21 protein-coding genes are annotated in these 23,019 nt (G+C 39.5%); 15 read left to right on the top strand and 6 right to left on the bottom strand.

Features of this window, described 5'->3' with window-relative positions; all coding sequences use genetic code 11:
* The first annotated feature begins 15 nt into the window (after positions 1–15).
* From glgC to rluF, 5 genes are all read left to right on the top strand, one after another.
* The gene (gene glgC / locus QL989_RS03055; protein ID WP_138595328.1) at positions 16–1,290 is read left to right on the top strand and encodes a glucose-1-phosphate adenylyltransferase; all 1,275 of its coding nucleotides are present in this window, start codon (positions 16–18) and stop codon (positions 1,288–1,290) included.
* A gap of 47 nt (positions 1,291–1,337) precedes the next feature.
* The gene (locus tag QL989_RS03050; protein WP_290168101.1) at positions 1,338–2,870 is read left to right on the top strand and encodes a glycogen/starch synthase; all 1,533 of its coding nucleotides are present in this window, start codon (positions 1,338–1,340) and stop codon (positions 2,868–2,870) included.
* A gap of 83 nt (positions 2,871–2,953) precedes the next feature.
* Positions 2,954–4,168: an HDOD domain-containing protein gene (locus QL989_RS03045; protein ID WP_290168098.1), complete on the top strand. Its 1,215-nt coding sequence runs from the start codon at positions 2,954–2,956 to the stop codon at positions 4,166–4,168.
* Between the two features lie 26 nt (positions 4,169–4,194).
* Positions 4,195–5,280 (top strand): DUF418 domain-containing protein, encoded by a 1,086-nt coding sequence (locus QL989_RS03040; RefSeq protein WP_290168265.1) that lies wholly within the window; start codon positions 4,195–4,197, stop codon positions 5,278–5,280.
* 43 nt (positions 5,281–5,323) lie between these two features.
* Positions 5,324–6,313 carry a 23S rRNA pseudouridine(2604) synthase RluF gene (gene rluF, locus QL989_RS03035; RefSeq protein WP_290168096.1) on the top strand — a complete coding sequence of 330 codons (990 nt, stop codon included), beginning with the start codon at positions 5,324–5,326 and terminating at the stop codon, positions 6,311–6,313.
* Positions 6,314–6,374: 61 nt separating this feature from the next.
* Here the strand turns inward: rluF and QL989_RS03030 are convergent, their stop codons facing one another.
* Positions 6,375–9,452, bottom strand: coding sequence for an efflux RND transporter permease subunit (locus QL989_RS03030; protein WP_290168095.1), 3,078 nt, complete (start codon positions 9,450–9,452; stop codon positions 6,375–6,377).
* A 2-nt stretch (positions 9,453–9,454) separates the two neighbouring features.
* A complete protein-coding gene (locus tag QL989_RS03025; RefSeq protein ID WP_290168093.1) occupies positions 9,455–10,537 on the bottom strand; it encodes an efflux RND transporter periplasmic adaptor subunit in 1,083 nt (360 codons plus the stop codon).
* 122 nt (positions 10,538–10,659) lie between these two features.
* On the opposite strand from QL989_RS03025, the gene QL989_RS03020 reads away from it, so the two are divergent.
* Together QL989_RS03020 and QL989_RS03015 are read left to right on the top strand one after the other, a co-directional pair.
* Positions 10,660–11,562, top strand: coding sequence for a LysR family transcriptional regulator (locus QL989_RS03020; RefSeq protein ID WP_138607944.1), 903 nt, complete (start codon positions 10,660–10,662; stop codon positions 11,560–11,562).
* Entirely contained in the window at positions 11,552–11,857 is a 306-nt protein-coding gene (locus QL989_RS03015) for an MGMT family protein (RefSeq protein WP_290168089.1), read from the top strand. Before QL989_RS03020 ends, QL989_RS03015 begins: the two co-directional genes overlap by 11 nt.
* Positions 11,858–12,263: 406 nt before the next feature.
* Here the strand turns inward: QL989_RS03015 and QL989_RS03010 are convergent, their stop codons facing one another.
* On the bottom strand, positions 12,264–12,731 hold the full coding sequence (locus tag QL989_RS03010; RefSeq protein ID WP_290168087.1) for a hypothetical protein: 468 nt from the start codon (positions 12,729–12,731) through the stop codon (positions 12,264–12,266).
* A gap of 102 nt (positions 12,732–12,833) precedes the next feature.
* Here QL989_RS03010 and QL989_RS03005 point away from each other — a divergent pair, with 102 nt between their 5' ends.
* Together QL989_RS03005 and QL989_RS03000 are read left to right on the top strand one after the other, a co-directional pair.
* Complete coding sequence (locus QL989_RS03005) at positions 12,834–13,988, top strand: IS110 family transposase (RefSeq protein ID WP_290168085.1); 1,155 nt, start codon at positions 12,834–12,836, stop codon at positions 13,986–13,988.
* A gap of 459 nt (positions 13,989–14,447) precedes the next feature.
* Positions 14,448–15,482, top strand: a complete 1,035-nt coding sequence (locus QL989_RS03000; protein ID WP_008113199.1) for an IS110 family transposase — start codon at positions 14,448–14,450, stop codon at positions 15,480–15,482.
* A gap of 510 nt (positions 15,483–15,992) precedes the next feature.
* Here QL989_RS03000 and QL989_RS02995 read toward each other — a convergent pair.
* The 3 genes from QL989_RS02995 to QL989_RS02985 all read right to left on the bottom strand — a co-directional run bounded on the left by QL989_RS02995 (position 15,993) and on the right by QL989_RS02985 (position 17,935).
* On the bottom strand, positions 15,993–16,430 hold the full coding sequence (locus QL989_RS02995) for a hypothetical protein (protein ID WP_290168083.1): 438 nt from the start codon (positions 16,428–16,430) through the stop codon (positions 15,993–15,995).
* 106 nt (positions 16,431–16,536) lie between these two features.
* Positions 16,537–17,079 (bottom strand): hypothetical protein, encoded by a 543-nt coding sequence (locus QL989_RS02990; protein WP_290168080.1) that lies wholly within the window; start codon positions 17,077–17,079, stop codon positions 16,537–16,539.
* A 226-nt stretch (positions 17,080–17,305) separates the two neighbouring features.
* Positions 17,306–17,935 carry a hemolysin III family protein gene (locus QL989_RS02985; RefSeq protein ID WP_290168078.1) on the bottom strand — a complete coding sequence of 210 codons (630 nt, stop codon included), beginning with the start codon at positions 17,933–17,935 and terminating at the stop codon, positions 17,306–17,308.
* 281 nt (positions 17,936–18,216) lie between these two features.
* Here QL989_RS02985 and QL989_RS02980 point away from each other — a divergent pair, with 281 nt between their 5' ends.
* The 6 genes from QL989_RS02980 to phrB all read left to right on the top strand — a co-directional run bounded on the left by QL989_RS02980 (position 18,217) and on the right by phrB (position 23,019).
* Entirely contained in the window at positions 18,217–18,495 is a 279-nt protein-coding gene (locus QL989_RS02980) for a hypothetical protein (protein WP_290168076.1), read from the top strand.
* Positions 18,496–18,723: 228 nt separating this feature from the next.
* Positions 18,724–19,302, top strand: coding sequence for an LON peptidase substrate-binding domain-containing protein (locus QL989_RS02975; protein WP_290168074.1), 579 nt, complete (start codon positions 18,724–18,726; stop codon positions 19,300–19,302).
* Positions 19,303–19,372: 70 nt separating this feature from the next.
* Positions 19,373–19,996 carry a sigma-70 family RNA polymerase sigma factor gene (locus QL989_RS02970; RefSeq protein ID WP_010388914.1) on the top strand — a complete coding sequence of 208 codons (624 nt, stop codon included), beginning with the start codon at positions 19,373–19,375 and terminating at the stop codon, positions 19,994–19,996.
* Positions 19,989–20,663, top strand: a complete 675-nt coding sequence (locus QL989_RS02965; protein WP_290168071.1) for a ChrR family anti-sigma-E factor — start codon at positions 19,989–19,991, stop codon at positions 20,661–20,663. Before QL989_RS02970 ends, QL989_RS02965 begins: the two co-directional genes overlap by 8 nt.
* 8 nt (positions 20,664–20,671) lie before the next feature.
* Positions 20,672–21,625 (top strand): DUF523 and DUF1722 domain-containing protein, encoded by a 954-nt coding sequence (locus QL989_RS02960; protein ID WP_010388912.1) that lies wholly within the window; start codon positions 20,672–20,674, stop codon positions 21,623–21,625.
* Positions 21,625–23,019: a deoxyribodipyrimidine photo-lyase gene (gene phrB / locus QL989_RS02955; RefSeq protein ID WP_178957160.1), complete on the top strand. Its 1,395-nt coding sequence runs from the start codon at positions 21,625–21,627 to the stop codon at positions 23,017–23,019. Before QL989_RS02960 ends, phrB begins: the two co-directional genes overlap by 1 nt.

Here is a 23,019-nt window from a genome sequence, read left to right as displayed (position 1 = left end):
AATGGAGAGAGTAATATGCCCAGTTATGCAAATCGCTATATAAGTAATTTAACCAGAGACACCTATGCACTCATTCTAGCCGGCGGACGAGGTTCTCGTCTTCATGAGCTAACAGACTGGCGTGCAAAACCAGCCGTTTATTTTGGCGGCAAGCACCGTATTATTGATTTTCCACTATCAAATTGTATTAACTCTGGTGTAAGACGAGTAGGGATTGCAACGCAATATAAATCTCATTCGCTAATACGCCATGTAAATCGTGCATGGGGGCACTTTAAAAAGGAATTAGGCGAGTCGGTTGAGATTTTACCAGCATCACAGCGTAATGGTGATGAATGGTATTGCGGTACTGCCGATGCGGTATTTCAAAATATGGATATTATTCGCCATGAATTACCTAAATATGTAATGATTTTGTCAGGCGACCATGTATATCGTATGGATTACGGCGGTTTGTTAGCAAAGCATGTCGAAAATGGTGCCGATATGACCGTATGCTGTTTAGAAGTCGCGGTTGAAGAAGCAGCGAACACCTTTGGGGTAATGACCGTTGATCAAGAAAATCGAGTGCGACGATTCGACGAAAAACCAGCTGAACCAAGCTCTGTGCCTGGCAAACCAGGTACGTGTTTAGCGTCAATGGGTAATTACGTCTTCAATACTGAGTTTTTATTTGAGCAATTACAAAAAGATTCACAAACCGAAGGCTCAGGACGTGATTTTGGTCATGACATTATCCCCGCCATTATCGAAGAGCATAATGTGTTTGCTTACCCATTTAGAGATCCTGCACAAGTAGGGCAACCTTATTGGCGCGATGTAGGGACCTTAGATTCATTTTGGGAAGCGAACATGGAGTTGGTTATGCCTGAGCCTCAATTGGATTTGTACGACCCTACTTGGCCAATTTGGACATACCAAGAGCAGCTTCCTCCTGCTAAGTTTATTTTTGATGATGACGATCGTCGGGGTATGGCTGTTGATTCAACCGTATCCGGTGGCTGTATTATTTCAGGCTCAATAGTGAGAAAGTCATTACTGTTTTCTAATGTACATATTCGCTCATATTGTACTATTGAAGAGTCGGTTATTTTACCCGGTGTTATAGTTAACCGTGGGTGTAAAATAAAACGTGCCATTATTGATAGAAGCTGTGAGATCCCCCCAGGATTAGAAATTGGTTATGATCGTAAAACCGACGAAGCCAATGGTTTTAGAGTATCTAAAAAGGGAATTGTTTTGGTAACCCGCGAGATGCTGACAAAGTTAGACACTAAGTTAAATCAATAATTAAATAGCAAGGCGAAAGCCTTGCAGCTAACTATAAGAGTAAATAAATGCATGTATTAATGGTTGCCGCAGAAAATGATGCGTTACCTAGTGCCAAAGTCGGTGGTGTTGCCGATGTCATACGTGACGTACCTAAAGCGTTAGCGGCACAGGGACTAACGATTGATGTGGCTATTCCTGATTATGGTTTTGAATTGGGTGAGCGCCGTTTTATTGGTGAAGTAAACGTTGCGTTCAATTCAGCCTCTCACGTTTTATCGCTGTTTGAAATTCTACAAACGCAAAATGCAGTGAGGCAAATAGTAATAAGCCACCCTTTGTTCAGCCAATCACATAGTGTGTATTGCAACGATGATGACAATCGTCCATTTGCTACTGATGCGAGTAAGTTTGCACTGTTTAATGCCGCGATTTGTGAAGCGCTTTTACAAGGGGTATTAAAACAACCAAACACGTTACATTTACACGACTGGCACAGTGCTTGTGTGGCAGTGTTACTAAAATTTGAGCCTCGCTATCGTAAACTTGCTAAGCTGCGCTTGGTGTACACTGTTCATAACTTAGCCTTACAAGGTATTCGCCCTTTTAAAGACGATGACTCTAGCTTAGAAGCGTGGTTTCCCTCATTAAGTTATGATGGTCAATTGCTTTGTGATCCTCGTTACCCTCATTGTTTTAACCCCATGCGCAGTGCTATTAATTTAGCCGATAAAGTACATGTGGTTTCACCCAGTTATAGCCAAGAAGTGCAGATAGCGAGTAACAATGCAGGCGGTTTTTTTGGTGGTGAAGGACTCGAGCGTGACTTACAACAAGCGGCTGAGCAGGGCAAGCTGATTGGGATACTCAACGGCTGTGATTACACAACTCAACACCCGAAGCAGGCAACGCTTAGCGAGCTTTTAGAGCAGATAGAAGCTACGCTTTTTAGTTGGATGGCAAAAAACGTACACTTAGACAGCAGCCACTATATTGCTCACCAACGTGTTTTACAATTTATGGCATCAGAGCTGCAAGGGCCTTTAGTGACCAGTGTAGGGCGGCTCACCGAGCAAAAAGTATTGCTGCTGTGCCAGCCACACAACAATAGTTTAACTATTGATGAGGTATGCAAGGTTATAAACCAATATAATGGTCGCTTGATTGTATTGGGCTCGGGCGATAAAAAACTAGAACAATTATTTACCACTGCGATGGCACGAAATAGCAATTTATTGTTTTTAAAAGGTTATGGCCAAGGTGTTGGTGATTTAATGTATCAACTAGGGGACTTATTTTTAATGCCTAGCTCTTTTGAGCCGTGTGGCATTAGCCAAATGCTGGCAATGCGAGCAGGTCAGCCTTGTCTTGTGCACAGTGTTGGCGGCTTAAAAGATACAGTTGAGCATAATGTGACTGGTTTTAGTTTTACTGGTGATACCTTATCGGCTCAGGCAGAGGCACTGTTGCATAGTTTATCTGAGGCCTTGAATGTAAATCACGCTAATCCTAAGCAATGGCAAGCAATAAAAAATAGCGCTAAGCATGCGCGCTTTGGCTGGGATGACGTCATAACTGATTATATTACCTACTTATATTAAAAAATTTATTAAAGTTCAGTGACATCCGATCCTATTTACGCTTTAATTACTTAGTCTGGTGAAAATATAATAAAGTAGGTAATGTGTCGGTATTTGTTGCAAGGCAAGCAATTCTCAATCGAAATCAAAACGTAGTAGCTTATGAACTACTTTTTCGCAATAGTTCTGAGAACTGCTTTCCTGGTGTATCTGATGGTCAAGCTACAGCAAGGCTTATCATGGAAAACCAGCTAAACTTAGGTACCCGCCATATTACATCGGGTAAAAAAGCGCTGATCAATATTGGTCCTGAGTCCTTAAAGCTTGATTTATGTGATTTCTTACCCTGTAAAGATGTGGTTATTGAATTACTCGAAACCATAGAACCCACCGACGATACTTACGAGCTATGTCGCAAGTTATTCCATAGCAACTATAAGTTAGCCCTAGATGATTTTGTTTACTCACCACAGTGGGAGCGCTTTTTAAAACTGGTCAACTTAATTAAATTTGATATTCGACTTACTCCTCTTGCCGAAATCCCTCTGGTAGTTAATAAACTTAAAAAATATAAAAATATTAAGCTATTAGCTGAAAAAATAGAAACCGATGAAGAGTATAAATTAGCTCGTCAAATGGGGTTTGATTATTTCCAAGGTTATTATTTTGCGCGTCCAGTAATGATAGAGCAAAAAGATATTCATTATAATTATGGGCTGGTCATTGCCATTTACTCAGAAGTAATGAAACCAGATCCTGATGTGAAAGTAATCACCGGTTTATTTGAGCTTGATGCAGCACTAGCATATAAATTATTGCGTTTATTGAATAGTGGTGTATTTCCCCTGCAAAGCCAAATATCTTCATTAAAACAAGCGTTGGTTTACCTAGGGCAAGCGCGTTTAAAGAAGTTTGTAAGCCTAATTGTTACAGCACACACAGTGCGTGATAAGCCGATAGAGCTTATGCAAATGTGTGTTATTCGCGCTCGCTTTTGTGAATTAATAGCCAGTAAAGTCGCCAAACAAGTACAAGGTGAGGCATTTTTAACTGGGCTGTTTTCTCTTCTTGATGCTATTTTAGATAAGCCAATGGACTTGTTGGTTGATAAACTGCCATTCCCAGATGAAATTAAAGCGGCACTAACCGGCGAGAAAAATGATTTATATTATATCCTTGAAACGGTAAAAGCTTACGAAACGGGAAGCTGGTGGGCGCTTGAGAAAGCGGTATCACTCATTAATTTAGACAGTGCTTTTTTACCAAAATTATACAAACAAGCTGTAAAATGGGCCGATAGCTACAAAGATAATATTTAAAGGGATAGAGTTTGCGTAATTATAATATGGACTTTATAAGGGGCATAGCAGTACTTGGACTGGTATTTATTAACTGCTATTCCTTTGCAATTTTTGAACTCAATTATACTCCACTCACCACACCTCCAGCTAGCGATAATTTTTTACACAACTTAAGCCTTATATTTGTTGAAGGGCGGTTTCGCACATTATTTACGTTATTATTTGGTGCTGGTCTTTATATTCAGTTTCAGCGTCAGCAATGTATTCAGCCATTAAAAAAACGCCTATATTGGCTTATTGTGTTTGGCTTAATACATGGGTTGTTACTGTGGGCGGGTGACATTTTGTTTTTATATGGGGTGTCAGCATTACTGGTATTACGCTATTTAGATTACACGGACGAAGAGCTTAAAAGCAAAGCGGCCTTTTTTACTTTTATCGCTTTACTTGCCACAGCAATGTTTATGTTAGGGCTTAATGAAGAACCACTCTATAGGGATTCTCCCGAGTTTTACCAGATATATAATAGTTATTACCAAAGTATTGGTGCGCATTTTAGCCAAAATATAACAATGAGCATTTATATGTTGCTAACAGTGCCTATTTTATTACTGTGGGCAGGTGCTGGCTTTATGCTAATTGGTATTGTTGCCTACAAATGTAATGTGTTTAGTGATGGATTTAGCAGGTCGGGGCTAATTAAACTTGCTGTGTTAAGTGTATTGCTGACTAGCTTACGATTAGTGTTAGAGTCATATGAACAAGGTATTGGTTATGCGTTACAAGAGCCTGTTAATGAATTGGCTGCTTTATGTGTGGCGCTGCTTTATATTCATTTAATCGTTAAACTATGCAATAACAGCGCGCAAATAGGGGGGCTTATCCAACACGTAGGGCGGTTAGCGTTTACTTTATACATAAGCCAAACCATTATGCAGTTATTATTGTTTAAAGTGCTTTTCCCTCAGTGGGCGCTTAGTTTTAACCGCATTGATTATTGGCTTGTTGCTATTTGCTTAGTGGTTGTACAGCTTATGTTTACTGCACTCTACTGTCGTTATTTTAAGCAAGGGCCTCTTGAATACCTATGGCGTAAATTAGCGCAAATTAAGCGCGAAAAAATAGCTTGAGTAGTTTAAACTATGCGCCTTTATATTTAAGAAGATTTGCCATATGACAGACTTAAAGCGTTTAAATAAATTTATTAGTGAAACAGGGTTTTGCTCACGCCGTGAAGCCGATAAATATATTGAGCAAGGTCGTGTTACTGTTAATGGCGAATTACCCGAAATGGGTGTTAAAGTCGCACAAAGCGATGTGGTATTGGTTGATGGTAAGCCATTAAAAGCACCACCAAAACGGGTTTACATTGCTTACAATAAACCAGTCGGTATTACCTGTACCACAGAACGAAAAATTCAAAGTAATATTGTAAAAGCGGTTAATTATCCTGACCGTATCTTTCCTATTGGTCGCTTGGATAGGCCCTCAGAGGGGTTGATTTTTTTAACCAATGAAGGGGATATCGTTAATAAAATCCTTCGTGCTGGCAATAACCACGAAAAAGAATACGTGGTTACCGTAGATAAACCACTAAACCGCCAGTTTGTGAATAAAATGGCAAACGGTATTCCTATTTTAGATACCGTGACCAAAAAATGTAAAGTGACGCAAACGGGTGCCCAGCAATTCACTATTATTTTAACTCAAGGTTTAAATCGTCAAATCCGTCGTATGTGTGAATATTTAGGCTACGAAGTGGTTACATTAAAGCGTGTGCGTATTATGAATGTAACCCTTAAAGGGTTAAAAGTAGGGCAATGGCGTCATTTAAGCGATGCAGAAATGGCGGTTATTAACGACTCGATTGCTGATTCAGGTAAAACACAAGAACACTCATTGTATGACGATAGTACATCGAATAATAACGTTGGGCTAACCACAAGCAACCAAGCAAAATCAGTGCATAAGCGTGAGTATCAAGGTGACAAGCCTCGAGGTACAAAGAACAACGAACAACATAAGCAAGCCAACAAAAGCAGCCGTAATACGCCATATCAGAAACGTTCAACCACCTATGTTGGTAAATCAAATGCCAATAAAGCTAATTCCGAATCAGGAACTAAAGCTAAGAGCAGTGGCACGTTAAGCTTAAAAAAGTAATTAAGTTGGTATAAATCAAGCAAATAAAAAACGCAGCCTAGGCTGCGTTTTTTATTAATTATTAAGACTGTTTAGGGTAGTCAATTCTAAATACCATAGTGTATAAAACCGGCACCACAATTAGAGTAAGTATGGTGGCAAAGCCTAAACCAAACATAATGGTGACAGCCATCGACTGAAAGAATACGTCAAACAATAATGGGATCATACCAAGTATTGTGGTGATAGCGGCCATAGCAACAGGGCGGACGCGGCTTACACCTGAATCAAACACTGCTTGATAGGGGGATTTACCCTCGCTAAGCTCTAAGTTTATTTGGTCGACTAAAACAATGCCGTTTTTAATTAACATACCACTTAAGCTTAATAACCCAAGTAGTCCCATAAAGCTAAACGGTGCATTCATTGCTAATAAACCGGCACTTACACCAATAATTGCCAAAGGCACTGTAGCCCAAATTACAATAGGTTGTTTTAAAGAGTTGAAAAGTAAAACAGTAATAGCAAACATAGCTAAATAGCCAAGGGGTAAAGAGCCGAATATTGCTTTTTGAGCCTTACTAGATGATTCATATTCTCCGCCCCATTCTAAAGAGTAGCCATGAGGTAACTTTATAGATTCAATAGGGCCTCGTACTCTAGCAAACAATTTAGCGGCTGTTTCGTCGCCCAATACATTTTGATCGGCCATTATCGTAATTGTTCGCTTTCTATCGCGACGCATTATTAGGCTATCTTCCCATTCAACTATAAACTCATCAACGACTTGTGTTACTGGTACAAACACACCTAAAACAGGGCTGTATATTTGTAAGTCATGGACGCTGTCTACATTAAGGCGCTCACTCGCAGGTGATCGGGCAATAATAGGTAAAAGCTGGGTTCCATCACGATATACACCGACTTGTTTACCCGAAAGGCTTGTAAGCAGCACATCATCCAGGTCTGATTTACTGATTCCTAAACGTCGCGCTTTTTGCTCGTTAAACTGTGGGCGAATCATTTTAGTACGTGCACGCCAATCATTTCGAATATTAAACGCACCATCGTCTTGCGCCATAAGCTTTTCCGCTTCAGCTGCAAGTTTTCTAAGAATAACAGGATCTGGACCGGTAAAACGCGCTTCAATTTTTGCATCAGTTGAAGGGCCAATTTCCATTGGCTTTATTTTTAGCTCTGCAGATAGCGCTGAGTTTTGTGAATAATCACGTACTTTTTGCATGACTACCGCAACAGCTTCACGGTCTTTTACTCTTATAATAAGTTGTCCATAAGACGAGTAAGACTTTTGAGGTGCATAAGTAAGCATAAAGCGCGGCGCACCTTGGCCTGTTGTGCTGGTTACTTCTTCAACAAGTTCTTCTTTTTGCAAATAGCGTTCAAGTTTCTTTATACCATCTATTGTTGCGCGTATATCTGAGCCTTGTTGTTGCCAGTAATCTACGTAAAACATAGGTGTGTTAGAGGCCGGAAAAAACGACTGCTTAACCGAACCAAAACCAACGACAGCGCTGCAAAGTAATACTACCATGAGGATCATTGTTGATTTACGATAATGCATTGCTAAATCTAAGAGTGTTTTATAACCTGTAAAAATAAATCCTTTATATGGATCGTTATCTGAATCGTCTTCGGTATCTTTTGCTTTTTTAAACTCATTTTCTGAAAACATTAGATTTGCAAAAAATGGCGTTAAGGTAATAGCGGTTATCCAGCTGAGTAACAAGGATATAAATAACACCCAAAATAAGCTGCCGGCAAACTCACCCGTTGCATCAGAACTCAAACCAATTGGTGCAAACGCAGTTATACCTATAATGGTTGCACCTAATAATGGCCACTTGGTCTGTTCTACAATATTTATAGCGGCTTTGAGTTTGGTTTGACCCCGTTTTAAGTTAATTAAAATACCTTCAGTCACCACAATAGCGTTATCTACTAACATACCAAGCGCGATGATCAGTGCACCTAATGATATACGTTGCAAGTCTATGGCGAACAACTTCATAAAAATAAAGGTGCCTAAAACAGTTAGTAATAAAATACCACCAATTAAAATGCCACTTTTAATGCCCATAAAAATAAGCAAAACAACAATGACGATTGCAATAGCTTCTAGCAAGCTTATAATAAATCCGTCAACTGAGGTCTCTACTTCTTTTGGTTGGTTATAGACAGCATTAACGTCAATACCATGGGGACGCTGGTACTCAAGTTCTGCTAAATGAGCATCTATACGTTTACCCACGTCAACCACATTAACGCCATTCATAAACGACACACCAATTAATAGTGCTTGCTCAGAATTGTATCTAATAACATTTGTAGGTACTTCAGCGTATTCTCTAAATACTTCAGCAACATCACCTAAGTAAATAAGCTCGCTGGCACCTGGTTTAGAAATTAGTAGTGTTTCAAGTTCTTTAACATCTTTAAATTCGCCAGTAGGGTGAAAACGAATTGATTCGTCGCCCACTCTTATTTTTCCTGCGTTAGATACCGTGTTTTGAGATTGTAACAAAGCAAATATATGGCTAGGTGCTATACCAAGTTGGGCTAATTTACGGGTAGATATTTCTACCATTACTTGCGGCTGTTGTTCACCTGCAATAGTAACTTTACTCACCCCTTTAACTAATACCAATTCACGTTTTAAATAATCGGTGTAGTCTTTTAGCTCATCGTAAGAATAGCCGTCACCAATAACTGAATATAAAACACCATATACATCGCCAAAGTCATCTAAAATGGTGCTTGGGTATACCCCACTAGGTAGCGATGGCGAAAGGTCATTAATTTTACGACGCATTTCATCCCAAATTTGGCGAAGTTGTTCTTTTCGGTAGGTGCTCTTCATTTCTACGGCTATTTGAGATTTGCCATTTGACGAAATAGACGTGACATGATCAACATACGGTAATTGTTGAATTGCATTTTCTAGAGGAAACGTGACTTCTTCTTCAACCTGTTGCGGCGAAGCACCAGGGTACATGGTAATAACCATAGCTTGCTTTAAAGTAAACTCCGGATCCTCTAGTTGGCCTAAATCAAAATAAGATACACTTCCGCCAATTAAAAGCAGCAGTGCAAACATCCAACTAATTACTTTTTTTTCTATGGAAAGTTGTGCGAAGCTCATAATTATAAGCCTCGCTCTTTATTCCATGGGCGAACTTTCATGCCTTCTTCTATTGAATGCACACCAGCAGACACCACAATTTGGCCTTCTTTTATGCCGCTAAGTACTTCTATGCCATCGTGGTGTAATTGGCCAACTTCAACAGCTTGCTTATGAACTTGACCCGTTTGCTCATCGTAAAGCCAAACATAGGCATTATTGTTAATCGCTTTTTGGGGATCAGAAAAAACCGACTCAATAGGCAATATGGTATAAGCAACCTGCGAGCGAGTTACTTTACTTAAATCAATTAAAACACGGCCAGTCATACCGGCTAGTAAGTTAAAATCATCAGGAACCGGTAACGAAAATACAACTTTATAGGTAAGTGTTGCAGGGTCGGCTTGGGTGTCCCACTCTTTAATGTCGAGGGTGTATTCTTTATCTTCAAAACCATCAAATTTAACTGTTGGATGGTAATCAGTGCCTTTTTTAAAACGCGCCACTATTTTTTCAGGAACCTGAATTTCTACGTCCATCAAATCGCGAGTTTCTAGGCGTAAAATATTTTGCTTTGCCTGAATGTTTTCAAAGTTTTTTACAAATACCTTTGCAACGGTACCAGCAAATGGCGCACGCAACTCGCTGTATTCGAGGTTGGTTTCAGCGATTTTAAAAGCCGATTCGGCAATTTGCATATTTGCTAAAGCTTGGTCTAACTCAGATTGGCTAGTGATTTTCTTTTCAAATAGCTGTTCTATTCTGCTCAATTGCGACTTTGCCAACTCATAACGTGCCTTTCGTTCATCAAACTGCAGTTGAAAATCTTCAGGGTCTAATTTTGCTAATAAATCCCCTTTTTCAACATGTTCGCCAGCAAGAACCGGAAACTCTATAAGTTCACCGTTTACTCTAAATGCAAGGTACGATCCCTGGTTTGCAACTACCTCAGCCGGAAAACTACGAATATTAATTTGTGAGTCGTGACCTATAGTGAAAAGTTTAACAGGGCGAATAGGCTCTTCTTTAACTTGTTGCTCTGGTTCAGAACAAGCGATTAAGCTAAGTAAGGTCGTCGTTAATAAACATAGACGAAAGAGTTTCATGTTGTCTCCGTTGCAATATTGGCAAATTAATTAAGTGCAGAATACGCTGCAAACATATAAAATAAAATTCATTAAATCTTACAGACTTAATAAATTTTATTTATGATGTTTTTGGGTACAATATGAAGCTGAATCAATTAGTAATTTTAGATGCCATAGTACAAAGCGAAAGCTTGAGCGGGGCTGCTCAAAAGCTTCATAAAACGCAGCCTGCGTTAACGCTAGCGATTAAAAACTTAGAATCGCAAATAGGGTTTGAACTGTTAGACAGAACTAAATATAGGTTACAACTTACTGAAAAAGGGCGCATCTTCCATCGTGAAGCGCAACAGCTACTGCATGCAAATGACGAGCTTGCAAAACTGGCGGAAGAGCTCTCATTAGGTAATGAGCCGCAATATAAAATTTGTTATGAACAGCTTTGCCATAAGCAAAGTTACAACCAGATCATAAGTAATACTTTTAAACAGTTTACCAGCACCGAGTTTTGTATTAGTAGCGGCAAACGATTTGTATCGTTAGAGCAAGTAAATAATGGACAAGCAGAGCTAGGCATTGGTCCGTGGTTTGATTTATTTCATGCCACTGGCGATTTAGAAAGTTTGCCCATAGGTAAGCTCGATATTGGGATAGTAAGCGCAAAAGGGGTTTTACCAAAACAGCTCACTTATAATCAACTACAAAACTACCCCTGCTTAGCGATGTTTGAAAGCGATTTAAGTATAGACAGTGAAAGGCTTTCATATTCTAAAGGGTCAGCAATGATGAAAATAGACGATGTAGCTACCTTAAAATCATTTTTACTCTCAGGGGCTGGTTGGGCAATGATGAGCTTAGATCATTGCAGACCTGAAATAAAAGCAGGTTTATTACAAGAAATCATTATTACCGACCGTGAGCATAAATTTAGCGCACAAATAAGAGCGTTTAGGCAACACGCTATTCACCATGGTCCAGTGGCGCGTACTGTATGGAACCAATTTAAACAACTAAGCAAGGCATACGCTAATAAAAATGGATATTGATAAACACACTGTAATTTATACTATCATAGCGAGTATACCCAAAGGTTGTGTTGCCAGTTATGGCCAAGTAGCTGCCCTTGCGGGTTATCCTAATAATGCTAGGTTGGTAGGTCGTTTATTAAAAGAGATGCCAAAAGGTTCGGCGATCCCTTGGCATCGAGTGGTTAATAGTCAAGGTAAAATATCATTTCCCGAAGGAAGTGATAAATACCAAGAACAACGACAAAAACTGTTATTAGAAGGTGTCAGTTTTAAGAATAATAAAGTGAATATGCGCGAGTGTAGATGGGAGTGATATAACCATTCTCGGCAGATATTTGCACGCGTAGGTCGGAAAAGCGAAGCGCCATCCGACAAAAGTAAAATATCTTGCCAATAATTCTCAACATTTTATGTTGTCGAGTGGCTAGAGGGTGCCATGAGCGGATTTTAAAGGCGTGTATCTGAAACTCTGTTGGGTGGCGCCTTCGGCTTAACCAACCTACCTTTTAACGTAGGTTTTACAAGTGGCGGAGCCACGCCATCCGACAAAAATAATGAATTTACCAGAAACAATCTAATTTACCACGTTAGCGATATAAATAACTAATTTGTACTGTAAGTTAAGTCACTCTATATTGACTGAGTGCCAATTGCAAATATTGATAAGGCCTGCCAGCAGGGGCGCAGAATGCGTTCCAATGGTTGGCTTTGTTATTTTTCTATTTGCATACATTTTTTTCAGAGCAAATTACAACAGGTTCAATACCAGCTGTGCGTACCTTCACATAGTTAAATCCGTTGCAATCTCCACTTACTGAGCAAGCCATTACAGGTTCAATCCCCATTTTTCTTACATTGATATAGGTATCGCCATTACAATCCGATCTACTATTGCAAAAGATAATTGGCTCCAACCCATTCTTCCTAATATCAACGTAATTTTTTCCCCCGCAATCATTCTTTGCAAGACATGAGACCACAGGGTTATTTCCAGATTTGCGTACCTCAATGTAACTTACACCGTGACAATCACCGGATGGTTTACAGAGCACAATTGGCTTCAAACCATTTACCCGCACTTGAGTAGGTGTAGCCGCAAAAGAAGTGCTAATGAATAATAGTGTTATAAATACAAGAGTTGCTTTCATATATCCCTCTAAAGTCTTTGTATTAAGAAAAATAGACATAATGACTCCCTCACGGTGTTAGCCTCCGCTTTTCGTGGGTTAGCTTAATTCAAAGCCAGAGCCATAATTAGTTTGTCAATTAACTAAACAGCAGAGGCTAACATGAACAAACATAGCATACTTTTTATTGGTCTTGATACACATAAAGAATTCAATGAAGTCGCCTATATTAAAGAACATAGAGGGGCTCAACCTGTTTATCTTGGCCGAATTCCCTCTTCAAAAGTGGCCGTTCAAAAGCTTGTTCGTCAGTTTGAATCGAAATACCCTGGCGCAACGCTACACTTTGTTTATGAAGCAGGCCCCTGTGGTTATTGGGTTTATCGATTGATTACCAGCCTTGGCCATTGCTGTTATGTGGTTGCCCCGTCTCTTATTCCTAAAAAACCAGGCGAGAAGATTAAAACCGATAAACGTGATGCCCTTAAGCTCGCTAAATTACTTAAATCTGAAGATTTAACACCTATTTATGTTCCCGAGCCTGAAGATGAAGCTGTACGTGATTTATCTCGCGCACGCGAAGTAGCCATGAAAGATTTAAAAGATGCTAAATATCAATTAAAAGCACTGCTGCTTCGTAATAATATTAATTACAAAGGCACTGCAAATTGGTCACAAAAACATTTACGTTGGCTCACTGAGCTTGTGCTTCCACACCCAGCACAGCACATCGTTTTACAAGAGTTTTTACAAACAATTACCGAGCGAATAAGCCGACTTGAACGATTAGATAATGAACTTACACATCACGTCCATCAATGGCGTTATTATCCCGTTGTTAAAGCAATACAAGCTATGCGTGGTGTTCGTTTTTTGGTCGCCATCGGCGTTGTGGCTGAGCTTGGCGATTTATCGCGATTCGACCATCCCCGCAAATTAATGAGTTACCTCGGTCTTGTACCTAGTGAACACTCGAGTGGTGGCAAACGCCATATTGGCGCCATCACAAAATGCGGAAATGGCCGAGCAAGACGCCTTCTTGTGGAAGGTGCACATACTTATCGCTATGCAGCAAATATATCCACAGATATGCAAAAACGACAAGAAGGTTTACCAAAGAACATTATTGATATTGCGTGGAAAGCGCAGCTTAGGCTCTGCAAGCGCTATAAAAAAATGATAGCCAAAGGGAAACACTACAACCTTGTTGTCACTGCAATTGCCCGAGAAATGATTGCGTACATATGGGCCATTGCTAAAGAAGTGGTGCTTACGCCAGTGAATACAAAACTGAGATTGGCAAGAGTACCCGCATGATAAACGAATTAGAGTTAGTGCATGGGATCAAGCATCAGGTGTGGCACAACCACCGACGGCGTTAGGATGGCAATGCAGCTAACGCTGCATTGAACCACGAACATAGACTGAAGACAGGTGCCATCGGTGACCGCCACAGGACGCACTAAGTAAGGTCTGCTCTGTTACTAGAAATAGTAATAACCAACGACAAAATTGTCAGGAACAATTTTGAACAGCGAAGCTGATTCACGAAAGGCAGGACGCCTGTAGTCATATCAGCAAGATAACCGACGACATTACTTGCTTCATCCTATGTATTAACTCGCTCTAATTCGAGCAGAAGTAATTATGGCTTAAAAAGTTAGGCAAGGGTCAGTGCGTTTAACTTGACAGTGGGTGATGAGATGGACGCTCCCCTAAACGGCGTCAATGCGCCAAACTGGTTAACTCACACTCAGTTAAAAGGGAACGTCCGTCATGAAAATTAGCACATTATCAATTGATTTGGCAAAAAATGTATTCCAAGTCGCTGGCTTTAATTCTAACTATAAAAGAGAATGCAATAAACGTTTAAACAGAGCTAAACTCAACGCCTTCATGGCGAATACCCCTCCGTGCCGCGTGGTGATGGAAGCCTGTTATTCTTCCCACTACTGGGGAAGAGTATTTTCGTCTTACGGTCATACCGTTGACCTTATCCCTGCACAACACGTTACCCCCTTTGTTCGCGGTAATAAAAACGACAGTAACGATGCCCTTGCTATCTATGAAGCAAGCTTACGCCCTCATATTAAATTCGTTCCTATTAAAACCGAAGCTCAGCAAGAAATACTCATGCTCCATAAGATACGTGAGCGACTTCTGCAAAACAGGATTGCTGCAACCAACCAGTTACGCGGTTTATTGGTCGATTTTGGGTATGTATTTCCTGTCGGTATGAAGGCATTAGAGCAAGGGATAATTGCCTTAGAAAGTGATTCTGAGCTTCGCCCTCAGCTGCGCATAATGGTGAGTGATATTTACACTGAGTACAAAACCCTTGTTAAACGCATTAAAGCCATTGAAGCGATGCTTACTGCACACGTTGAACGGGATACAAACGCTAAAATACTTCACTCTATTCCTGGCGTGGGTGTACTCAATGCCTCGGCCTATGCAGCGTCAATCGGGAACGGTCAGGCATTTAAAAATGCAAAAGAGCTGGGCGTCTGGCTAGGATTAACTCCAAAACAATACGCGTCAGGCGATAAAAGTAAAATGTCTGGTATTACTAAGCGAGGTAACAGTTACCTGCGAAAACAACTTATTCACGGTGCTCGCGCCCTTATCGCCAGAAGCCACCATAAAACAGATGCGCTAAGCCAGTGGATAAACCAGTTGCGCGAGAAAAAACACTTTAATTGTGTGGTGGTCGCCACCGCACACAGATTGGCTCGACTGATGTGGATATTGCTGACCAAGCAAACTCTCTACTCTCCTCAGTATGTGCAGAATACACAAAAGGATGCTTAATTATGCGTATTTTACACACCAATCACACCCGAGTTTACGACTTAAGACAGCCTGGTTATGACATAGGTTTTAAAACCTGAGTGGGTGTTTGGGCACTTAAGTCGTAACATACGCTTATCCTGTATGTACTTCACTTATAATGAAACAAAAAGCGCACGCTAACCAAGGTTAACCAGATAAAGACACGAGATTAAATCTCGTTTGGGTGAATATTTTTTAGGTCCCTTGGTACGAAGCTCATTAGGAGCATGGCGCATGATAACCATGACACCATAGCTCGAATATATGTCAGTACCTTTGCTTTTCAGCAAGCTTGTGACGCATCATTACTGTGATATGAGATACATGATAATAAAATAAAGGCATCAATTTTGATGTTTATACATTAGCTCGTCTTGACTTCAAGGGAGCGTCCATATAAGTCATACCAACGCCCAAATAACAGGCTAAGTAATGGTTGGCTAAAATTGTGCAGCGAAGCGAAACGTAGCCAACTTTTACGTGTCCTTGTTATATTGCGCTTTTAACCAAACCTTGGTTTATTTTATGTTGCATATAAATCACATGAAAAATTGATGTAATAAATGGGTTTAACCAAAGTTTGTCACCTTTTTTAGAACCTGCAATTAGATTAATACGATTACGTACCATAACTATCCAAGTTACATCAAAAACACTTGAAATCATATGAATACCAATTGAGCTTTTTAAAATAGCAAGATCATGAAAGTTAGCTAAACCATAAATTAAACTACCCAAAGAGATAGCAAACAAAACAATAGTTGTTGTAATAAAAGCTTTAGATATTTTAAGCTCTGTATGTTGATTTATTTGGCTAGAAAACCGGTAAAGCTTATAAATTAAATACGACCCTATAGTTAGCACACATAAAATGAGAGTCTTAAGTACAGAGTCAGTTTCAAATATATCCGAAAATCCTTTTTTCATTTATTCTCCAGAGCTGAAAGTAGACTGAGTCTATGTAGCAATATAACGCCCGCAACACCGGGCAATTTGAAGCGCAGCGTAAAATTGATCCGCGTGCTTGCGCTTGTTATACGTTTTTGAGATCACAGCCATCATGCTGAATATATGCCAGCCAGAACGCAAAAGCATTTTCTAAAACTTGCTCATGCTCTTGAATTGGCCAAGGAAATTGATAATCAACTGACACTTGAACACCTTTTTCAGACGAAACCTTAGCACCAATATGAAGTTGGGGCTTCTGTAGGTCTTTTGCCCAAGGTAAATCTGGATTTTTGTTGCCTCGGCTTTCTCTAACGCAATGCTTGTATGCATTTGCTAAGTTGGCTAGTTCTTCCAATTCGGGATATTTATCCCAAACTGCTTTTTTATAGTCTTTAAGCTTTGACTGCGGTATTTCGTCCTCATGCTCGAAATACAAATACTCTAGAATGTTATTAAAAGATTCTATGGTATTCAGGAAATATCGAAACTCTTTATACTTGTCTGGTGTTTTGTCTTTCCCGTTTTCATCATTTAAACCACACAGCATCTTATATTCGTGATAGTTGTCAATTGCTACATGGTGAATGTAGTTTCTGTGACTGCCTAGCGGCCCTGAAAAAGTCTCCATATTCTCCCTTTACGTATAACAATTTAATAGTGCGTTCATAGCGCATATTTCTGCCGACTTAACGCTCATTTATTTTATATAGTTTTAACAAATTACCTAAGGCATTACTATCTCTAAGTTTTCTAAATTTTTTAGGTAAAGTTAAATAAACCAATATGCGCGCAGGACTAATCTAAATGGCTTAACCAGCCTAATAAACCTAATAAACCTAATAAACCTAATAAACCTAATAAACATAGTTACTGATCGAAATATAATGGCTAACACATCCACCAATAACAAAAAGGTGCCAAATAGCATGGCTATATTGAGTACTTTTAGCACTGTAAAACACAGTGCCTACACTATAAAATAACCCGCCAGCCAATAGCCAATAAAGTGCATTGATAGGCACGTTTAAATAAAGCGGATACACAATGGCTAATGCAAACCATCCCATTAATAAATAAGTAGCCAGTGAAACTTTTTTATTGCCATTTTTAACCAATAGCTTATAAGCGATGCCTGCAAACGCTACTGTCCAAATAAAGGCTAAGGTAGCCCAAGACCAGAGCCCAGATAACGACAGCAACAAAAAGGGCGTGTAGGTGCCTGCAATCAGTAAATAGATGGCGCAATGATCACATTTTTTGTAAAACGCTCTCAATCTTGGGCGCACACTGGCGTGATAAAGCGTTGAAGATAAAAATAAAATAAACAAGCTACTGCCGTATATCAGAGTACTAGCATAGCTTTTCACACTATTAGTTTGTTTAACTAAATCCCAAAAAACAAAAGCAGCAAATACAATGCCTAAGGCATGACTAATAACATTTAACAGCTCTTCTTTTTTAGAATAGGGAGCTTCAAAAGACATAACAGATCCTACCACTTTGCGAATGAATTTTAGTGTACAGGTGTACGCTGAAATTTTCAAATACGAAATAAAGTCATTAATTTACTGAACATTAACAAACACACTATTATTTGGTTTTATTTTTAAATTTATTGGTCAAAATTACTAATTCAGATTTTGTGGATTTCTTTTTAATTTATTTATTTCATTATAAAACAATGCCTTAAAAAGTTTTTCTATTGTGGCATAGCCCTTGATTGTAACTAAGCGTACTAACCAATAAACAAACAAGGAATACTATTATGAATACTTCAATTAACATCACAATCGCAAGCTTACTTGTATTAGGTTCAACTAACGTTAACGCTACAGAAGTCGATTTAAATATTACAGATATGCTTACTAAAACAGTGTCTACTTATGTGTCACAGGCAAGCAATGAACTTGAAAAGTCAGTAAAAGAAGCCGTTTCTTTTGATGCACAGGTTATTCTTGACAGCTTACTTGAAAGTAATCCTGTGGTTGATAATAGCGACATGGACGAAAAACAACGTGTAGTTAAAGCACAACCAAAGCAGTAAAAAGGGAATAAAAGTAATGAACAGTGAGTTCGAATTATTAGCCTTAATGTTGGCACCTGTGGCAAGTATACTGAGTGTTTATTACTTGGTTTACATGATAAAAAATGTGGGAATGAGGTTTAATTAGCGGATGCATTTGCACTGTGAAGCAATCGATGTAACTAAAGCTGATCGACTTGAATAAAGCGCACGTAAATAAAGGCAGAGTGTTTGAAAGAAGTAGACTTTATGAAACGTGCGATTTTCCCATTACCTATATTTATATTACCTGAAGGCTATACGCGATTACGTATATTTGAGCCTCGTTATTTAACGATGGTAAAAAACGCATTAAAAACCAATAGCGGTTTTGTTTTATGTACCTTTGAGCATGACACCCCGTTAAACATAAGCGCCCAAGGCTGTTTAATGGATGTTATTGACTTTGATCAAGACGAAAGTGGTATGCTATTAATTGATGTATTTGCATCTAAGAGTGTGCAAATAGATAACGTGTATCAAGATGAGCAGGAACTTCGCCATGGTGATGTATCCGCTTGCAACACACCTTATTGGTACAACAAAGACAACCACGAAATTGGTCAACACCAACTTTTACAGGTAGCACTAGAAGACGTTTTTGCGAATAACCCCGATTTGCAATCGCTTTACAAAACCACCAAGTTTAATAAACTCACGTGGATTGTTGCACGATGGCTTGAATTACTTCCCATTTCTATAGAGAAAAAACAACAACTTGCATTTGAGACTAACTTTGATAACTTGCTTAGTTTCCTCCATACTGTGATTAATAACGAATTTGCCTAAAATAATTATGATCCGCTTGTAACCATTGCTCGTAATGGTATTCACTAAAGCAATAACGGGACATTTTACTATGGTAAGTCAACAACAATCACTAAGTTGTGAACCTAACACAGGTAAGTACACTGCCATGCCAGAAACACCAAGTACGGAACTCAGGGAAGCATTAGTTAATGTAGCTCAATCTCGCGATAAAAAATCATTCGCGTACTTGTTTGAATATTTTGCACCTAAGATTAAGCGCTTCGGCATAAAGCAGTTTGGTGTAGAAGCCCAAGCAATGGAATTAGTTCAAGAAACCCTCACTTCCGTATGGCGTAAAGCCCACTTATACAATAGTGAAAAGGGTGCAGCTACTACTTGGGTCTATACCGTAATGCGTAACGCCTCTTTTGACATGCTTCGTAAAATGAAAAGTAACAAAGAAGAAAATATTAGCGAAGACATTTGGCCGTTATTGAATGAATCTGAAGATACACACCATGAATACAGCGACCACCTTGAAGACCAACAAATTAAACGTTATTTAGATAAACTGCCTCAAGCGCAAAGAGAAGTGGTGCGCGGCGTTTATTTTCAAGATATGTCGCAAGAGCAGTTAGCTCAACAATTAAACATTCCAGTAGGCACGGTAAAATCACGATTACGTTTAGCCTTGCAGAAATTACGTAATGAAATGGGAGATCAGCATGATTAAACATCACCCGAGTGAAACACTACTGACACAATACTGTGCAGCAACACTTCCAGCATCGCTTAGCCTTGCCGTATCAATACATGTTGATATGTGCCCAGTGTGCCAAGCTAAAGTTGAAAAACTTGAAGCGGCTAATGCGCGAGCAGTTTTTAGTGACAATATGGATGTGGCAACTGATGAGCAAGCCGATCAAGCCGATGATGTAATTGAACCAAGTTTACTTGATATGATCACGGCCGATGACTCGATTGATGAAGTATATTCTGTTGAACCAGTTAGTATTAATGTTAATGAGCATAATTACAGCTTGCCGAGAGCTTTAACACGGATCTCGCATGGTAAATTTACCCAAGTAGGTAAGCTTGCGCGTTCTCGAATTGCCCTTGATGATGGCCATTTACGTTCAAGCTTGTTACATATAGATGCTGGTGGAGAAATTCCGGAGCACACACATACCGGTTTTGAGGTTACTTTACTGCTTGATGGTGAATTTACAGACGAAGAGGGCAGTTATGTTCCTGGTGACTTTATTTGGCAAGATGGCCGTCATCAACACACCCCCCTAACAAAAGAGGGATGTTTGTGCTTTACTGTTGTTAGTAGTGCGCTACATTTCAATAAAGGACTTAGCAAGTTACTTAATCCAATTGGTGGCTTGATTTATTAAGAGAATCTATGCAAACAGATACAATAAAAATAGGTATTAGCGCTTGCTTAGCAGGCGAAAAGGTAAGATTTGACAGCGGCCATAAAAAATCAAATTTTTGTATGGAAGAGTTGGCCAAGCATGTCGAATATAAAATGTATTGTCCAGAGGTTGCGGTAGGTTTACCAATACCTCGACCAACTATTCGTCAAGTAAAAACAGGCGATACTATCAAAGTGTGTCGTCCGGATGGCACGGGAGATGTTGGCCCACAGCTCACAGAATACGGTAAGAAAATAGCTACAGAACAAGCAGGGCATCTAAGTGGATTCGTTTTTTGTGCTAAGAGCCCAAGCTGTGGCATGGAGCGGGTAAAAATCTACAATGAAGCAGGAACCGGTAACACTTCTGAAGGCGTGGGGTTCTTTGCTGAACAAATTATGAAACATAATCCCTTACTACCTTGCGAAGAAAATGGACGTTTAAACGATGTTCATTTGCGCGAGAACTTTGTAATGCGTGTTTATACATTACATAACTGGCAACAGTTAGTGAAAGAGCCCGTTACTGTGCATCGTTTGACCCAGTTCCATGCTCAATACAAATATTTGTTAATGGCTCATAATTATCAAGCGTATCGTGATTTAGGCAATCTACTCGGAACGTTTGTTGGTGACGACGTTAATGCTTTGGCCGACGAGTACATATTAGGTTTAATGAATGCGCTTAAACGCCCTGCTTCAAGAAAAAATAATTCTAACACGCTGATGCATTTGCAGGGTTACTTCAAAAAAGATTTATCAAAAATCGAAAAGGAAGAAATGCGAGATGCAATTGATGAGTATCGCCAAGGGTTGGTGCCGCTTTATGTACCACTAACATTGCTTAAACATCATTTAAAGGTTCACCCGAATGAGTATTTAAGTAAGCAAATTTACTTTAACCCTTATCCTAATGAACTTAAGCTACGTTACGGTTTGTAATGAATACACTATTTTGGTTTAGGCGCGATTTGCGCCTTTTTTCTAACGAGGCGCTTATTGAAGCGCTAAATAATGGTGCTAAACACGCCATTTTTTTTGTGTGCGAAAAACAATGGGCACAGCATAATACTGCTGCTATTCAAATTGACTTACTAAAACGCAGAGTGAGTTATATTCGCGAAGAACTTGCCAAATATGGCGTAAATTTGCATGTAATAGACGCCCCTTTTTTTGCCGATTGCCAAACTAAACTTCTCGATTTTTGTCAGCAACACGATATTAAACACATAATAGCCAACACTGAGTATGAGCTAAATGAATTTAATAGGGACAAAGCGATTCAGGCACAGTGCGACCAACAGCAAATAACATTTACTTTATACGAGGGTGATATCATTGCTCCCGTAGGTAGTGTACGCACTCAAAATAATGAAATGTATAAAGTATTTACACCGTTTAAACGCGCATGGTTAAAGCAGTATCAAGATACACACTTTAGTTTATTACCGTGGCCGTTATCTGAAGAGCCGATAGAAATCGAACAGTGTGAGTTACTAAGTGGTGATGAAAGCTCAATAAAATGGCCTGTTGACGATGATACTTTATCAACCGTAGTCGATAATTTTATTCACGATAAATTAGCAAGCTATGATGACGTACGAGACATACCCAGTGTAAAAGGAACATCGGGCTTAAGCCCCTATTTAGCACTAGGGGTTGTTAGTAGTAAACAATTAATGGTTAATATACAACAACATTACCCCGATATACTGACCACCTCAAAAAGTAAAACGTTTACCTGGGTTAACGAACTGATCTGGCGTGAATTTTACAAACATCTAATTGCTGAATTCCCAAAACTTTCACGCGGTGCCAATTTTAACGAAAAGTACGATAGTGTGAGTTGGCGTGACAGTGACGCTGAGTTTAAGCAATGGTGCGAAGGCCGTACAGGCTATCCACTTGTTGATGCCGCCATGCAACAGCTATTGCAAACAGGCTGGATGCATAATCGTTTAAGAATGGTGGTTGCGAGTTTTTTAACTAAGCACCTACTGATTGATTGGCGCAAAGGCGAGCAGTTTTTTATGCAGCATCTGATTGATGGCGATTTAGCCTCAAATAATGGCGGCTGGCAATGGGCTGCAAGTACCGGCTGTGATGCTCAACCCTACTTTAGAGTATTCAATCCCATCACCCAAAGTGAACGCTTTGATCCAAATGGTGATTTTATTCGTAAATATCTGCCTGAATTACAAAAAGTGCCAGATAAACACATTCATTTCCCACATACTTACTTAGCAGCAACGGGACAAAGTGAACACTGTTACTGGCCAGCAATAGTTGATCATAAAGCGGCACGAGCGAGGGCTTTAGCTGCATTTAAGGTGTGA

The sequence above is a fragment of the Pseudoalteromonas sp. APC 3224 genome, from assembly GCF_030407535.1.
Taxonomy (GTDB): Bacteria; Pseudomonadota; Gammaproteobacteria; order Enterobacterales; family Alteromonadaceae; genus Pseudoalteromonas.
The sequence above is the reverse complement of the archived record's forward strand: the minus strand, read 5'-3'. Positions and strand labels throughout refer to the sequence as shown.